This window comes from Pseudomonas sp. FH4, from assembly GCF_000510915.2.
GTDB lineage: Bacteria > Pseudomonadota > Gammaproteobacteria > Pseudomonadales > Pseudomonadaceae > Aquipseudomonas > Aquipseudomonas brenneri.
On record NZ_AOHN01000003.1, the window covers coordinates 1 to 15,673 of the forward strand.

Annotated in this window: 12 protein-coding genes; 8 read left to right on the plus strand and 4 right to left on the minus strand. The window is 60.7% G+C overall.

Going from position 1 to position 15,673, the window contains the following annotated elements:
- The 6 genes from H097_RS02375 to H097_RS02400 form a co-directional block, all read left to right on the plus strand.
- The coding region (locus tag H097_RS02375; RefSeq protein WP_032857022.1) for a type I secretion C-terminal target domain-containing protein at nt 1–3,598 on the plus strand (3,598 nt) is incomplete at its 5' end.
- Nucleotides 3,599–3,746: 148 nt separating this feature from the next.
- Entirely contained in the window at nt 3,747–4,649 is a 903-nt protein-coding gene (gene cysM, locus H097_RS02380; RefSeq protein ID WP_032857024.1) for a cysteine synthase CysM, read from the plus strand.
- Nucleotides 4,649–6,001 carry a 23S rRNA (uracil(1939)-C(5))-methyltransferase RlmD gene (gene rlmD, locus H097_RS02385; protein ID WP_032857026.1) on the plus strand — a complete coding sequence of 451 codons (1,353 nt, stop codon included), beginning with the start codon at nt 4,649–4,651 and terminating at the stop codon, nt 5,999–6,001. The genes cysM and rlmD overlap by 1 nt, the downstream gene beginning before the upstream one ends.
- Before the next feature lie 120 nt (nt 6,002–6,121).
- A complete protein-coding gene (gene relA / locus H097_RS02390) occupies nt 6,122–8,365 on the plus strand; it encodes a GTP diphosphokinase (protein WP_032857027.1) in 2,244 nt (747 codons plus the stop codon).
- 135 nt (nt 8,366–8,500) lie between these two features.
- Complete coding sequence (mazG, locus tag H097_RS02395; RefSeq protein WP_032857029.1) at nt 8,501–9,334, plus strand: nucleoside triphosphate pyrophosphohydrolase; 834 nt, start codon at nt 8,501–8,503, stop codon at nt 9,332–9,334.
- Nucleotides 9,335–9,359: 25 nt separating this feature from the next.
- Entirely contained in the window at nt 9,360–9,905 is a 546-nt protein-coding gene (locus H097_RS02400; RefSeq protein WP_032857030.1) for a DUF2058 domain-containing protein, read from the plus strand.
- A gap of 132 nt (nt 9,906–10,037) precedes the next feature.
- Here the strand turns inward: H097_RS02400 and H097_RS02405 are convergent, their stop codons facing one another.
- The 4 genes from H097_RS02405 to purM form a co-directional block, all read right to left on the minus strand.
- Nucleotides 10,038–10,226, minus strand: a complete 189-nt coding sequence (locus H097_RS02405) for a hypothetical protein (RefSeq protein ID WP_032857031.1) — start codon at nt 10,224–10,226, stop codon at nt 10,038–10,040.
- 285 nt (nt 10,227–10,511) lie between these two features.
- Complete coding sequence (locus H097_RS02410) at nt 10,512–11,225, minus strand: DUF3108 domain-containing protein (protein WP_032857033.1); 714 nt, start codon at nt 11,223–11,225, stop codon at nt 10,512–10,514.
- 8 nt (nt 11,226–11,233) lie between these two features.
- A complete protein-coding gene (gene purN / locus H097_RS02415) occupies nt 11,234–11,884 on the minus strand; it encodes a phosphoribosylglycinamide formyltransferase (RefSeq protein WP_032857034.1) in 651 nt (216 codons plus the stop codon).
- Nucleotides 11,884–12,942 (minus strand): phosphoribosylformylglycinamidine cyclo-ligase, encoded by a 1,059-nt coding sequence (gene purM / locus H097_RS02420; protein ID WP_032857036.1) that lies wholly within the window; start codon nt 12,940–12,942, stop codon nt 11,884–11,886. The genes purN and purM overlap by 1 nt, the downstream gene beginning before the upstream one ends.
- Nucleotides 12,943–13,300: 358 nt before the next feature.
- Here purM and H097_RS02425 point away from each other — a divergent pair, with 358 nt between their 5' ends.
- Nucleotides 13,301–14,359, plus strand: coding sequence for a DUF2066 domain-containing protein (locus tag H097_RS02425; RefSeq protein WP_032857037.1), 1,059 nt, complete (start codon nt 13,301–13,303; stop codon nt 14,357–14,359).
- Between the two features lie 43 nt (nt 14,360–14,402).
- Nucleotides 14,403–15,476: an AI-2E family transporter gene (locus H097_RS02430; protein ID WP_032857038.1), complete on the plus strand. Its 1,074-nt coding sequence runs from the start codon at nt 14,403–14,405 to the stop codon at nt 15,474–15,476.
- Nucleotides 15,477–15,673 lie beyond the last annotated feature (197 nt).

Consider the following 15,673-nt stretch of genomic DNA (forward strand, 5'->3'; position numbering starts at 1 on the left):
TGAGGTAAATGGCGGCGAAGTCACCGTCTACGAGAAAAACCTGCCGCTGGGCAGTGCCAATGATGGCTCTGCGTTGACCCAATCTGGCACCTTCACCGTGACGGCGTTGGACGGCCTGAAAAACCTCACCGTGGGTGGTATCAGCGTTGTCAGCAACGGCATCGCCGCGACGTTCCCGCAATCGCAACCCACCGGTTTTGGCAACACCCTGGCCATCACCAACTACGACGCCATCACTGGCGTGATCAGCTACAGCTACACCCTGAACGGCACCGATACCCACCCAACCGGCGCCAATGCCAACAGCATCAGCGAGTCGTTCACGGTAACTGCGACCGACAGCAACAACAGCAGCGCCACTGGCTCGCTGGATGTCAACGTGGTCGACGATGTGCCCAAGGCCAACGACGACACCAATGGACAGGTTGCGTCGGAAAGCCAACTGATCCTGACCGGCAGCGTGCTGGGCAATGATGTGCAAGGTGCTGACCGTATCCCTACTGGCCCGGTGACACCCGCGACCATCGTCGGCACCTACGGCACCCTGAACTTGCTGGCTGATGGCAGCTACACCTACACCCTGGACAAGACCGATACACAATTCCTGGCCCTGAACGGTGGTGGCAATGGGACTGAAACCTTCACCTATCAACTCAACGATAGCGACGGTGATACCAGCCCCGCCAACCTGGTCCTGCAGGTACATAACAACAACGATCCTGTTGTACTCACCGGTCTTCAATTGAACGGCGGCGAGTTGACCGTCTACGAAAAAAACCTGTTCGACGGCACCAGCCCGAACAGTCCCGCACTGACCCAGACCGGCACCTTCACGGTCACTGCCCTGGATGGCTTGAAAAACCTGACAGTGGGCGGCATCAGTGTGGTCACCAACGGTGTCACCGCAACCTTCCCGCAATCTGAGGCCACAGGTCTGGGCAACACCTTTACCGTGACGGGCTACAACGCCACCACGGGGGTGGTCAGCTATCGCTACACCTTGCTCGACAACGAGGCCCATGCCACGGGGGCCGGAACCAACAGCCTCGTCGAGCAGGTCACCGTCACGGCCAGCGACAATGACACCAGCACCGCAACGGGTGTGATCGATATCAATATCATCGACGACGTGCCCAATGCCGTGTCCAGTGAGCGCATGGTCACGGCAACCGAGGTGGACTCCAACCTGCTGCTGATCATCGATATCTCCGGCAGCATGAACGATGCATCGGGGGCCGGCGGTACGCGGCTGGACCTGGCCAAGGCATCCATCACCGAGTTGCTCAACCGCTATGACGAGATGGGCGATGTGAAGGTGCAGATCGTGACCTTCAACGACAGCTCTCAACAGTTGAGCAGCCAGTGGGTCAGCGTTGCCACGGCCAAGACCCTGGTCAACGGCCTCACGGCCTTCAACGGCACCAACTACGATTCGGCCCTGGGCACCGCGCAGACCGCCTATGGCACCGCCGGCAAGCTGGACGGCGCGCAGAACGTGGCGTATTTCTTCTCGGACGGTAACCCCACCACGTCCAATACCAATAACCCGAACAACCCCGGCAACGCGGTCAACCCGGAATACGGCGATGGTATTGATGTCACCGAAGAAGGGGTATGGAGGGCATTCCTCGACGCCAACGGCATCAAGGCCTATGCCATTGGCCTGGGGGCAGGGGTCAACAGTATTTACCTGGACCCGGTGGCCTACGACGGCAGCACCCACACCAATACCAACGCGGTGGTAGTGGCCAACCTGGCGGGCCTGGACGCGGTGCTGGCCGGCACGATACAAGGCGCTCCGGTGACGGGTAGCCTGATGACCGACGGGACGTTTGGCGCCGATGGTGGTTTTATCAAGTCCCTTACGGTGGATGGCATTACCTACACCTACAACCCGGCGGCAGGAGGTTCGATGAGCGCCAACCTGCCGGGTGGCCAGGGCACGTTCGATACAGTGAGCAACAGCATCAGCATCACCACCAGCCAGGGTGGCACGCTGGTGGTAGACATGGACAACGGCGAGTTCCGCTACACGCCGCCGAAGCTGACGGACGCGCTGATTACCGAGAACTTCGGGGTCACCATCAGTGATAACGACGGCGATCTCGCGACTTCCAGCCTGGTGGTCAAGGTCAACCCGAACGCGGCGCCGGTGGCCGGTGATGACCATGTGATCACCAATATCCTGTCGAGCAATATCGTGGTGCCTGCGCAGTTGCTGCTGGCCAATGACAGCGATGCCAACCATGACAACCTGACGGCTATCCCAACCAGTTTTCCAACCGGTTGGGTGGCCAAGGGCGCTGCTTTTACCGGGACGGGAGCCAGAACGCTCAGCGGTACAACCCTGGCGGATGTACGCACCTCGTTTGCCGATATCGGGGCCATGACCGCAGTCCTTGTGATCACTGGCAGTCTCGGCAATGTCAGCGGCAGTACGGCCGACGATCGCATAACGGTCAGCCTCAAGGCGGGGGAAACCCTTAACCTGGATCACAATCGGCCGTTCGGTAACGTCCTCATGACCTATTCGATCAATGGGGGCAGCGAGCTCCCCCTCGCAGATGGCACGACGCTGACTGCGTTAGCGAACGCTACCTATGAGATTCACATTGCCAACACCACCAATCCATCAGGCGGCAACGCCAACGGCGCAGAAAACTACCAGTTGGACATGACCATCAACTATGCCGGCGCTCAGGACTACACGCCGGACTACCACGGTAATTATTCGGTCAGTGATAACCACGGCGGCAGTGACAGCGCCGCCGTAGACATCACCTACCAGGCCGGCACCACCCTCACCGGTACCAGCGGGGATGACATCATCATGGCCGGCCCCGGCAACAATATCCTCAATGGCGGCGATGGCAACGATGTACTGAGCGCTGGCAACGGCAACAACGAGATGCATGGCGGCAACGGCAATGACCTGTTGTTCAGCGGCATCGGCAACGACCTGCTCGATGGCGGAGCAGGCATCGATACACTGAGTTACGCCAATGCCACGTCAGGGGTGACCGTCAACCTTGGCTTGGCAGGGGGGCAAATCACAGGTGGGGCCGGGACCGATACATTGACGGCCCTGGAGAACCTGATCGGCTCCAACTTCAACGACTTCCTCACCGGCAACGGCAACAACAACCTGATCTCGGGCGGACTGGGCAATGACACCCTCAAGGGCGAGGGCGGTGATGACATCCTGATTGGTGGTCCGGGCAACAACACCCTGACCGGCGGCGCGGGTGCCGATACCTTCCAATACCTGGTCGGCGGTAGTGGGCACGACGTCATCACCGACTTTGCCGTGGGCACCGACAAACTGGACTTGTCACAACTGTTGCAAGGAGAGAACGCGACGACGGCGTCCCTGGATGACTACCTGCACTTCAAGGTGGTGAGTGGTACGACCACCATTGATATCAGCGCCGTTGCAGGTGCCACGCCGACCCAGACCATCGACCTGGCCGGCGTCAACCTGGCGACCCAATACGGCGTGACGCCGGGGGCCGGAGGCTTGATTGCGAGCGGTGCGGATACGGCGACGATCATCAATGGGATGTTGAATGACCATTCATTGAAGGTCGATACGGTCTGAAGACAGTGACAAGCTGCAAGCTGTTAGCGCCACGCTTGCAGCTTGTGGCTTATAACTCGCAGCTATAAGCACCGCGAATTGCGTGATATGGCCTGCCAGCGTTTGCCGGTATGATAGGCGCCCCCGCAGTCTGGATTGCGAATACGCCATGACCTTGCAGTACCCAACCATCGCCGATTGCGTCGGCAACACCCCCCTGGTCCGCTTGCAGCGCATGGCGGGTAACACCAGCAATACCTTGTTGCTCAAGCTTGAGGGTAATAACCCGGCAGGTTCGGTCAAGGACCGCCCGGCGTTGTCGATGATCACCCGCGCCGAGTTGCGTGGGCAGATCAAGCCCGGCGACACCCTGATCGAAGCCACCTCCGGCAATACCGGGATTGCCCTGGCCATGGCCGCGGCGATCAAGGGCTACAAGATGATCCTGATCATGCCCGACAACGGCAGCGCCGAGCGCAAGGCGGCGATGACCGCCTATGGTGCCGAACTGCTGCTGGTCACTCCGGAAGAAGGCATGGAAGGCGCGCGTGATCTCGCCGAGCGCATGGCCGCCGAAGGCCGTGGCCAGGTCCTGGACCAGTTCGCCAACGGTGACAACCCCGAGGCGCACTACACCAGCACCGGCCCGGAAATCTGGCGCCAGACCCAGGGCACCATCACCCATTTCGTCAGCTCCATGGGCACCACCGGCACCATCATGGGCAACTCGCGCTACCTCAAGGAGCAGAATCCGGCGATCCAGATCGTTGGCCTGCAACCGATGGAAGGCGCGGCGATCCCGGGGATCCGCCGCTGGCCCGAAGAGTATCTGCCAAAGATCTACAACGCCGCCCGCGTCGACCGCATCATCGACATGGCCCAGCGTGAAGCCGAAGACACCACCCGTCGCCTGGCCCGTGAAGAAGGCATCTTCTGCGGCGTGTCCTCCGGGGGGGCAGTGGCCGGCATGTTGCGCTTGTCCGCAGAACTGGAAAACGCGGTGATCGTCGCGATCATCTGTGACCGAGGCGACCGCTACCTGTCGACCGGCATTTTCGACGCGCCCAACTGATGGCCAAGCAAGAGCGAGGCCTGCGTTTCCAGCCAACGGGCGGTAATCGAGCGCCACAAATCCCGGTTGGCAAAAAACAGCGCCTGACCATCGAGCGCCTGGCCAACGATGGCCGGGGGATCGTGTTTTTCGAGGGCCGCACCTGGTTTGTCGTGGGTGCACTGGCCGGCGAAGAGGTCGAGGCGCGGGTGCTGGGGGCTCATGGCAAAGTGGTCGAGGCCCGTACCGAGCGGGTGTTCAAGGCCAGCGAACTGCGCCGTCCGGCACCGTGTGCCCAGGCCGGTCGTTGTGGCGGTTGCAGCCTGCAACATTTGCCTCATGACGAACAGCTTGCCCTGAAACAGCGCATGCTCGCCGAGCAACTGTCCCGTGTTGCCGGGGTCGAGCCCCAGGAGTGGGCGGCGCCGTTGAGCGGGCCCGAGTTCGGCTATCGCCGCCGGGCCCGCGTGGCCGTGCGCTATGACGTCAAGGCCAAGCGCCTGGACGTTGGCTTTCGCGCCGTGGCCAGCCAGGACATCGTTGCCATTGATGATTGCCCGGTGCTGGTACAGGCCTTGCAACCGATCATGCAGCGTCTGCCCAACATGTTGCGGCGCCTGAGCAAACCTCAGGCCCTGGGGCATGTGGAGCTGTTCAGTGGCTCGTCCATCGCCGTGTTGCTGCGGCACATGGCGCCACTGTCGGACGCTGACCTGGTGGTGCTGCAAGAGTTTTGTGCATTCCATCACGCGCAGTTGTGGTTGCACGGTGAAGGCGAGCCGCAGCCGTTCGAGACTGGGCAGGCGCTGGGCTATCATCTGGAGCAGTGGGGCCTGGAGCTGGCTTACCGGCCGGGGGATTTTGTGCAGGTCAATGCCGGGGTCAACGAGGCGATGGTGGCCCAGGCGCTGGACTGGCTGGCACCGCAACCTGACGAACGGGTTCTGGACCTGTTCTGTGGCCTGGGCAACTTTGCCTTGCCCCTTGCTGGCAAAGTGCGTGAAGTGGTGGCGGTAGAAGGCGTGCAGACCATGGTGGACCGCGCGGCCGCGAATGCCGTCAGTAATAATTTGCATAATGTGCAGTTTTTTCAGGCCGATTTGTCCCAGCCGTTGGCTGATGCCGAATGGGCCAAAGCAGGCTTTTCTGCGGTACTCTTGGACCCACCCCGCGATGGTGCCCTGGAGGTTGTGCGCAAGCTCGCCACTCTGGGGGCTGATCGCCTGGTGTATGTGTCCTGCAACCCAGCCACGCTGGCGCGGGACACTGTCGAGTTGGTCAAGCAAGGCTACCGGCTAAAACGTGCCGGGATCCTCGATATGTTTCCGCAAACGGCGCATGTCGAGGCGATGGCGTTATTTGAAGCGAGCTAGGATGCTCGCTTAGTCCGACTGGCCTGCGTTCTCCAGGGCCTGTGACCTGCCAGGGAGTTCGCGTTACAAGGGTCAGCGATTTTGACGCGCTCAAGGCGCGTCGTAGGGAAGGTAAGCAAGATGGTACAGGTGAGAGCACACCAGCCGATCAACACCGACGGCAGTATCAATCTCGAGGCATGGCTGGATCATGCCGTCAGTGTCGATCCGGCACTGGACCGTGAAGCCTTGAAAGCCGCCTGCGAGTTCGCTCGCGAGGCAGAACAGCAAGACAATGCGGCCAAGAATCTTTGGGCCGAAGGAACATCGAGTTTTCGTACCGGGCTTGAAATCGCCGAGATCCTCGCCGACCTCAAGCTGGACCAGGATTCGCTGATCGCCGCGGTGCTCTATCGCGGTGTGCGCGAAGGGCACATTGCGTTGCCGCTGGTCAGCCAGCGTTTCGGCGCGGTGGTGGCCAAACTGATCGATGGCGTGCTGCGCATGGCGGCGATCAGCGCCAGCCTCAGCCCGCGCCAGTCGATGGTACTGGGCACCCAGGGCCAGGTGGAAAACCTGCGCAAGATGTTGGTGGCGATGGTCGACGACGTACGCGTCGCGCTGATCAAACTGGCGGAACGCACCTGCGCGATCCGTGCGGTGAAAACCGCCGATGACGAAAAGCGCAACCGCGTCGCCCGTGAGGTCTTCGACATCTACGCGCCCCTGGCTCATCGCCTGGGGATCGGTCATATCAAGTGGGAGCTGGAGGACTTGTCCTTCCGCTACCTGGAGCCTGATCAATACAAACAGATCGCGACCCTGCTGCATGAGCGGCGGCTGGACCGTGAGCGTTTCATCAGCGATGTGATGGGCCAGTTGCGCTCGGAGTTGCAGGCCACCGGTGTCGAGGCCGATATCAGCGGCCGGGCCAAGCACATCTATTCGATCTGGCGCAAAATGCAGCGCAAGGGCCTGGCCTTCAGCCAGATCTACGACGTACGCGCCGTACGCGTGCTGGTGCCGGAAATGCGCGACTGCTACACCGCGCTGGGTATCGTCCATACGCTGTGGCGGCATATCCCCAAAGAGTTCGACGACTACATCGCCAACCCCAAGGAGAACGGCTACCGCTCGCTGCACACTGCGGTGATCGGCCCCGAGGGCAAGGTGCTGGAAGTGCAGATCCGCACCCACGCCATGCACGAAGAAGCGGAACTGGGCGTGTGCGCGCACTGGCGCTACAAGGGCACCGACGTCAAGTCGGGTTCCAACCAGTACGAAGAGAAAATCTCCTGGTTGCGCCAAGTGCTGGAATGGCACGAGGAATTGGGCGATATCGGCGGCCTGGCCGAACAGTTGCGGGTGGATATCGAGCCCGACCGGGTCTACATCTTCACCCCCGACGGCCACGCCATCGACTTGCCCAAGGGCGCGACGCCGCTGGACTTTGCCTACCGCGTACACACCGAGATCGGCCACAACTGCCGTGGCGCCAAGATCAACGGGCGCATCGTGCCGCTCAACTACAGCCTGCAGACCGGTGAACAGGTCGAGATCATCACCAGCAAGCACGGCACGCCGAGCCGTGACTGGCTGAACCCGAACCTGGGCTACATCACCACGTCGCGGGCGCGGGCAAAGATTGTCCACTGGTTCAAGCTGCAGGCGCGGGACCAGAACGTCGCCGCCGGCAAGACCCTGCTCGAACGTGAACTGGGTCGCCTGGGCCTGCCCCAGGTGGATTTCGACAAGTTGGCCGAAAAAGCCAACATGAAGATTGCCGAAGACATGTTCGCCGCTCTCGGTGCCGGCGACTTGCGCCTGGCGCAATTGGTCAACCTGGCCCAGCAACTGGTGGAGCCGGAGCGTGGCAGCGAGCAACTGGAACTGATCCCACGCAAGGCCACCGGCTACAAGCCGGGCAAGCGCGGCGATATCCAGATCCAGGGCGTGGGCAACCTGATGACCCAGATGGCCGGCTGCTGCCAGCCGTTGCCGGGCGATGCCATCGTCGGCTACATCACCCAGGGCCGTGGGGTGAGCATTCACCGCCAGGACTGCGCCTCGGTGCTGCAGTTGGGCGGGCGTGAGCCAGAGCGGATCATCCAGGTCAGTTGGGGGCCGGTGCCGGTGCTCACCTATCCGGTGGACATCATCATCCGCGCCTACGACCGTTCGGGGTTGCTGCGCGACGTCTCGCAAGTGCTGCTCAACGAGCGGATCAACGTGCTGGCGGTCAATACCCGCTCGAACAAGGAGGACAACACGGCGTTGATGTCCCTGACCATCGAGATTCCGGGGCTGGACGCGTTGGGGCGGCTGCTGGGGCGCATCTCCCAGTTGCCGAACATCATCGAGACGCGGCGCAACCGCACGCCATGAGACGGAGCGCTTGACTGTAGGAGCGAGCTTGCTCGCGAAAAACGTTAACGAAAACGCAGGCTATCTGGATAAACGCGTTGTCCTTGAGTTTCTCGCGAGCAAGCTCGCTCCTACAGGGAGCGGATAGAGCGATCTATGTATTCACTTGAAGACCTGCTACACCTGATGAACCGCCTGCGCGACCCGCAATACGGTTGCCCGTGGGACATCAAGCAAACCTACGCCACCATCGTGCCCCACACCCTGGAAGAAGCCTACGAAGTCGCCGATGCCATCGAGCGCGGGGATTTTGATCATCTGCAAGGCGAGTTGGGCGACCTGTTGTTCCAAGTGGTGTATTACAGCCAACTGGCCCGGGAAGAAGGGCGCTTCGAATTCGCCGGGGTTGTCGACAGCATCACTCGCAAGCTGATTCGCCGGCATCCCCATGTGTTTCCTAGCGGCGACCTGTATGCGCCGCTGGATATCCCGAAGCTGAGCGAAGAGCAGGTCAAGGAGCGCTGGGAAGCCATCAAGGCAGAGGAGCGCGCAGAAAAGTCTGATGCCCCCGAGCAACTGTCCCTACTCGATGACGTGCCCAGTGCCTTGCCGTCCCTGTCCCGTGCCGCCAAATTGCAAAAGCGCGCCAGCCAGGTCGGTTTCGACTGGCCAGCGGCATTGCCCGTGGTGGATAACGTGCGTGAAGAGCTCGATGAAGTACTCGAAGCCATGGCCGATAACGACCCAGTAGCCATTGCCGATGAAGTCGGTGACCTGCTGTTTGCCGCGGTCAACCTGGCCCGGCACCTCAAGGTCGACCCGGAAACTGCCCTGCGCGGTGCCAATGCCAAATTCGAAAGGCGATTCCGATTTATCGAACAGGCATTGCGCGACACCCACCGTCCCATGGAAGATTGCACCCTCGAAGAGTTGGACGCCCTCTGGGGCGAAGCCAAACGTCAGGAAAAGAATGTGTCCAGCTGCGGTTGAATAGCTGCCTAAGTGAGTAAGCACCATGAGCATTTCCCTTCGCGACCAGTTGCTTAAAGCAGGTCTGGTCAACCAGAAGCAGGCCAAGCAGGTCGGCAAAGAGAAGCAGAAACAACAGCGCCTGGTCCACAAGGGGCAGGCCGAGGCTGACGACACCCAGGCACGCCTGGCCCAGGAAGCGCAGGCCGAGAAGGTCAAGCGTGACCAGGAACTCAACCGTCAACAGCAGGAAAAGGCCGAGGCCAAGGCCCGTGCCGCGCAGGTCAAGCAATTGATCGAGACCTCGCGCCTGCCCAAGTTGACCACCGAGGACTACTACAACTTCGTCGATGACAAGAAGGTCAAACGCCTGTCGGTCAATACCTTGATGCGCAACAAGCTGAGTAACGGCTCGTTGGCGATTGTCCATCACGGCGGTAGTTACGAAGTGATCCCGCGCGAAGCTGCGCTGAAAATCCAGGAACGCGCGCCTGAGCGTATCGTCCAGCTCAATATCCTCACTGAGGCCCAAGTGCCGGATGAGGACGATCCATACGCCGCCTACCAGATCCCTGACGATCTGATGTGGTAAGGCTGTAACAAGGCTTCACTGTAGGAGCGAGCTTGCTCGCGAGAAACTCAAGGACAACGCGTTTATCCAGGTAGCCTGCGTTTTCGTTAGCGTTTTTCGCGAGCAAGCTCGCTCCTACAGGATTTCAGCTGTTCAGGAGCTGGATGCCTGGCGTCTCATCTCAAGGGTTTCGAGCTCGTTTTTATAATTATGAGCATCGCACTCGTTGTGAAACATGCCGACCAGCAGGTCTTGTTGGTGCACATCCCAGATGTGAATCCCGTGGGCCAGGGCTTCATGGGACATATGGGCATCGTCGCGTTCAGTTACTTTTACAGTCATCTGCTTGCTCCAGTCTCTGGTTGATCTGCGGCAAGGCGTCGCAGGCTTTTGTTATATATTTTGTTAGCTTGCTAAGTAAACTGACTTTGCGTGCAACAATTCATTGCAGTAAAAGCAACAATGCTCCAGGCCACGTAAACCGCGACATCACGTCGCAGGGGGCTGGGTTTTATGACAAAAGTTTCATGTTTGAGTAAGGCTTTGGCCTTGTACTAGTCGCCTCACTACAAACGCCAGGCGAAAAAAAGCCCCGCGTTCAGCGAGGCTCTTTCAATCAGCCAACGATCAGCTGCCTTTCACAACCTTGCCATTGACCGTGCCGTCCAACAGCATGATGTTGTATTCCTTGCCGTCGGTTTCGACTTGTTGCAGGCGAACCAGCAAGTAGTCCCAATCCTTGGCAAACCACATCACGGTGGTGCGCTTGCTTTGCGTCGGGTCGCGCACGCGCTCAACCTTGATGGCGTCGATCTTGCCGGCCTTGGTATCGACTTTCTCGGTACCCAGTACGCGGAAGTCATAGGTCTCGACTTCGCCGTCGTCCACCACCTGGTAGCTCATGGTTTTCTTGCCAGCGGCCACGTCATGTTGCAGGGCCAACTGGTAAGTGGATTTATCGACCATGCCACGGTTCAGCGGGATCTTGACCGCGTCGCCGCGATCAGTGCCGGTGACCATCTTGGCGGTCCAGTCGAAGTCCAGGTCGGCCTTCTTGGCCTTGCCCAGGCCACCGCGTTCAAAGTGGTAGGACTGGGGCAGCAGGGTGTCCTTGTCCAGGGTCAGGGTGCTTTCTTCCGTCAGGCTGGCGATCATCATCGAAGCCTTGAAACTGAGCTTCCAGACGCCGTTGCCGGTGCTTTCCAGGCTGCGGGAGGCCTGGCCGCTCATGGGCAACTGCTTCCAGTCGGCGGTGTAGCTGGCGGAGAAAGGCTGAAGATCTGCCGCGTGCACGGTAGGCAGGGCAAGCAGAGCAAAAGCGAAGAGCAGGGCGCGACGCATAAAATCTCCTAGGTACGAATCAAGTGGCCGCTGGCCGCAAGTAACTGGCCGTCCAACAATGCACCTTGTTCACCGAGCACCAAGCGTCCTTCGGCAAACCAGCGAACCGCCAGCGGGTAAATCCTGTGTTCCTGGGTGTGAACCCGTTGCGCAAGGCTCTGCGCCGAGTCCGCAGACTCTACCGGAACTACTGCCTGTACGACCAGTGGCCCGCCATCGAGTTCCTCGGTGACAAAGTGCACGCTGCAGCCGTGCTCCGTATCGCCGGCCTCAAGGGCCCGTTGGTGGGTGTGTAACCCTTTGTATTTGGGCAGCAGGGAAGGGTGGATATTCAGCAGGCGCCCCTGGTAATGACGCACGAAATCAGCGCTGAGAATGCGCATGAAGCCGGCGAGGACCACGAGCTTGGGCTTGAAGGCGTCGATCAGTTCGATCAAGGCTGCATCGAAGGCCTCGCGACCTTCGAACGCCTTGTGATCCAGGGAGCGGGTATCGATACCCGCGTCCTGGGCGCGTTGCAGGCCGTAGGCGTCGCTGCGGTTGGAGATCACCGCAGCGATGCGCACCGGGCTGTCGCCGGCGCGCGTGCTGTCGATCAGGGCCTGCAAGTTACTGCCGGTGCCGGAGAGCAGCACCACGACATCACAGGTTGCTGGCATCAGTGAGCCTTGAGGTTCTTCAGTTCAACCTGGGCAGCACCTTCGGCAGCGGTGGCGATCTGGCCGATCACCCATGGCTGCTCGCCGGCTTCACGCAGTACGTTCAGCGCGGTTTCCACGTGCTCTTGAGCCACGCAGATGACCATGCCCACGCCGCAGTTCAGCACGCGGTGCATCTCGGTCTCGTTGACGTTGCCTTTCTCTTGCAGCCAGTCGAAGACTGCCGGGCGCTGCCAGCTGGCCACGTCGACAATGGCCTGTGCGCCTTTTGGCAGTACGCGCGGGATGTTGTCCAGCAGGCCGCCACCGGTGATGTGGGCCATGGCCTTGACTGCGCCAGTGTCCTTGATCAGCTTGAGCAATGGCTTGACGTAGATGCGGGTCGGGGCCATCAGCAGGTCGGTCAAAGGCTTGCCGTCGAGTTGAGTGTTCTCGATGTCGGCGCCGGACACTTCGATGATCTTGCGGATCAGCGAGTAGCCGTTGGAATGCGGGCCGGACGATGGCAGGGCCAGCAGGGCGTCGCCAGCGGCAACCTTGGAACCGTCGATGATCTCGGCTTTTTCTACAACGCCGACGCAGAAGCCGGCCAGGTCGTAGTCTTCGCCTTCGTACATGCCTGGCATTTCAGCGGTTTCGCCGCCGACCAGGGAGCAACCCGACAGTTCGCAGCCAGCGCCGATACCGGTGACCACTTGTGCCGCGGTCTCCACGTTCAGTTTGCCGGTGGCGTAGTAGTCGAGGAAAAACAACGGCTCGGCGCCGCACACCACCAGGTCGTTGACGCACATGGCGACCAGGTCGATGCCGATGGTGTCATGCTTGTTCAGGTTCAGCGCCAGGCGCAGCTTGGTGCCCACGCCGTCGGTGCCGGAGACCAGGACAGGCTGCTTGTAGCCGGCCGGGATCTCGCAGAGGGCGCCGAAACCGCCCAGGCCGCCCATGACTTCGGGGCGCGCAGTGCGCTTGGCGACGCTCTTGATGCGTTCGACCAATGCTTCACCGGCGTCGATGTCTACACCGGCGTCCTTGTAGCTCAGGGAGGGTTGCTTGCTCATGATCCAGGCCTTTAGGGGGGGATTCAGGGGTAACGACCGATGCGGTGGGGGTACGGAAGTTGAACACTTCAGGACGCCCAACCGTTGACGGTCTGCGAAGGCGCGCGATTTTATCAGGCTTGAGGGGCAGCGGCCATCCTCGGGCCGACGGGCAGAGGCATATGGTGCTAAAAAAACCTTAATCGGCACCGCGATCGCCTGTATTAAGGTATAGCCTTTAACCCGCTATCGTTATGACAGTACGAAAACTTACCGGGGCCTTGTGAATGTTTTGCCGGTCGCTGTGGTCACAGCCTTGCTTAACCTTCTTCACGCGGTCTGTTCCAGCCGCTTTTTTGTCGTTCGGGAATCTTTGTTCATGGGTCTGAGTAGATACATTTTTGTCGGCTGTTTGTCGTTGGTCAGCCTGGCGAGTCATGCCGAAACCCTCAATGGCCTCTATCAAGTGCTGGAGCCGGTCAGCAGCCAGGCGCCACAGGAGCGCGAGCAAGCCACCCAGCGCGCCTTGCAGACCCTGGTGATGCGCCTGACCGGCGACGCCAAGGCCGCCCAGGGCCCGGGCCTGGCGGCGATCCGCAAGGATCCGCAACAGATCATCAGCCAGTACGGCTACGACGCCGGCCCACCGGAAAGCCTGCAAGTGGATTTTGACCCGGTCAGCACCGACCGTGCGTTGCGCGATGCCGGCCTGGCGTTGTGGGGCAGCAATCGCCCGTCAATCCTCGGCTGGTGGCTGAACGATTCCACTGAAGGCAGCAGCCTGGTTGGTGATGGCCAGTCGGCTGCCGAGCCACTGCGTCGTGCGGCGCAACACCGTGGCTTGCCGTTGCGCCTGCCGCTGGGCGACCTCGATGAGCAGATCGTTGCCACCGCGCCTAATCTTGAAAGCGCAGATCCGGCGCCCCTGCGCTCGGCCTCCGAGCGTTACGGCGCCGACGCGCTGCTGGCGGTGCATGCCCGTGAAGAGGCGGGCCAATGGCAAGCCAAATGGCGCCTGTGGCTGGGCGACAAGGCCGAGAACGGCACCGTACAAGGCGCGGACACTGCGGCATTGGCCGATGCCGTTCTGCTGGCGGTCAGTGAGCGTCTTGCGCCGCGTTTCGCCGTAAAAGCCGGGGTTTCCAGCGAGCAGTTGCTGCAAGTGCAAGGCATGACCCTGGAGCGCTACGCCGCCCTCGGCCATCTGCTGGAGCCGTTTGGTGCGCAGTTGCAGCGGGTGGATGGCGACCGAATTGTCTATCGGGTCAATGGCAGCAGCGAGCAATTGCGCAGCCAACTGAGCCTGGCGAATTTGCAGGAAGTACCAGCGGGTGAAGCGCTTGCGCCACCCCCTGTGCAGCAACCCGTGGCCGAAGGCGCACAACCTGCGCCCGTGCCGCAGGCCGAGCCCGAGCCGCAACTGCGTTTTCGTTGGTAAATGATCTTCCTTATATAGAAGCAACTGAAAGATGGAGTGGTTTATGGCGGATACGCGTCGTTGGGTGTGGCTTGGCGGGATTGTCCTGCTGTGCGTTTTTGTGTTCCTGCTGCATTCGATCCTGACGCCGTTCCTGGTCGCCTTGCTGCTGGCCTATCTGTTCGATCCGGTAGTGGATCGCCTGGAGAAGGCCGGCCTGTCGCGTACCTGGGGCGTGGTGGCGGTGTTTGCGCTGTTTACCCTGATCGTCATGGCGCTGCTGTTGGTGCTGGTGCCGATGCTGGCCAAGCAACTGATCCGCCTGTACGAACTGGCGCCGCAGATGCTCGACTGGCTGCAACACACGGCGATGCCGTGGGCGCAGTCCAAGCTGGGCCTTGCCGATGGCTTCTGGAAGTTCGACAAGGTCAAGGCTGCGATCAGCGAGCATATGGGCCAGACCACCGATATTGTCGGGGTGATCCTCAGTCAGGCCACGGCGTCGAGCCTGGCGTTGATTGGCTGGTTGACCAACCTCGTGCTGATCCCGGTGGTGGCGTTCTACCTACTGCGCGACTGGGACATCATGATCGCCAAGATCCGCAGCCTGCTGCCCCGTGATAGCGAGGAACGCATCGTGTCTTTGGCCGAAGAGTGCCATGAGGTGCTGGGCGCCTTTGTCCGTGGGCAATTGCTGGTGATGGTGGCGCTGGGCATTATCTATTCTGGCGGGCTGATGGCGATTGGCCTGGAGCTGGGCCTGTTGATCGGCATGATTGCCGGCCTGGCGGCGATTGTGCCGTACATGGGCTTCGTCATCGGTATTGGCGCAGCGCTGGTGGCCGGCCTGTTCCAGTTTGGCGGCGACTTGTACCCGATGCTGGGGATTGTTGCGGTATTCATGGTCGGTCAGGCCCTGGAAGGCATGGTGCTGACGCCTTTGTTGGTGGGTGACCGTATTGGCCTACATCCGGTGGCTGTGATCTTTGCGATCCTGGCTGGCGGCGAGCTGTTCGGCTTTACCGGCATCCTGCTGGCATTGCCGGTGGCGGCAGTGATCATGGTGTTGGTGCGCCATGTACATGATGTGTACAAGGATTCGGACGTCTATACCGGCGCCGATGACCCCCAGCTGTAAGGCTCGACACAAACCCGGCTAAACGCCGGGTTTGTTGTCTGTGGGGCTTGGCATTTGGCCATCGCGTCAAACAATCTCCAAAAAATCCAATGAGTTAACGCAAACCTTTGATTTTGCTTATGGTCTGTTGCATTGTGCGCCCGGCGTCACGGGTATAAACTTTGCAAACTTTTCACAGAGGCCACTAACGGTTCGAT

Coding starts and splice junctions, on each gene's coding strand:
- H097_RS02430 (WP_032857038.1), top strand. CDS start 14,403: ATGGCGGATACGCGTCGTTGGGTGTGGCTTGGCGGGATTGTCCTGCTG.
- relA (WP_032857027.1), top strand. CDS start 6,122: ATGGTACAGGTGAGAGCACACCAGCCGATCAACACCGACGGCAGTATC.
- purM (WP_032857036.1), bottom strand. CDS start 12,942: ATGAGCAAGCAACCCTCCCTGAGCTACAAGGACGCCGGTGTAGACATC.
- H097_RS02400 (WP_032857030.1), top strand. CDS start 9,360: ATGAGCATTTCCCTTCGCGACCAGTTGCTTAAAGCAGGTCTGGTCAAC.
- mazG (WP_032857029.1), top strand. CDS start 8,501: ATGTATTCACTTGAAGACCTGCTACACCTGATGAACCGCCTGCGCGAC.
- purN (WP_032857034.1), bottom strand. CDS start 11,884: ATGCCAGCAACCTGTGATGTCGTGGTGCTGCTCTCCGGCACCGGCAGT.
- H097_RS02405 (WP_032857031.1), bottom strand. CDS start 10,226: ATGACTGTAAAAGTAACTGAACGCGACGATGCCCATATGTCCCATGAA.
- H097_RS02425 (WP_032857037.1), top strand. CDS start 13,301: ATGGGTCTGAGTAGATACATTTTTGTCGGCTGTTTGTCGTTGGTCAGC.
- H097_RS02410 (WP_032857033.1), bottom strand. CDS start 11,225: ATGCGTCGCGCCCTGCTCTTCGCTTTTGCTCTGCTTGCCCTGCCTACC.
- rlmD (WP_032857026.1), top strand. CDS start 4,649: ATGGCCAAGCAAGAGCGAGGCCTGCGTTTCCAGCCAACGGGCGGTAAT.
- cysM (WP_032857024.1), top strand. CDS start 3,747: ATGACCTTGCAGTACCCAACCATCGCCGATTGCGTCGGCAACACCCCC.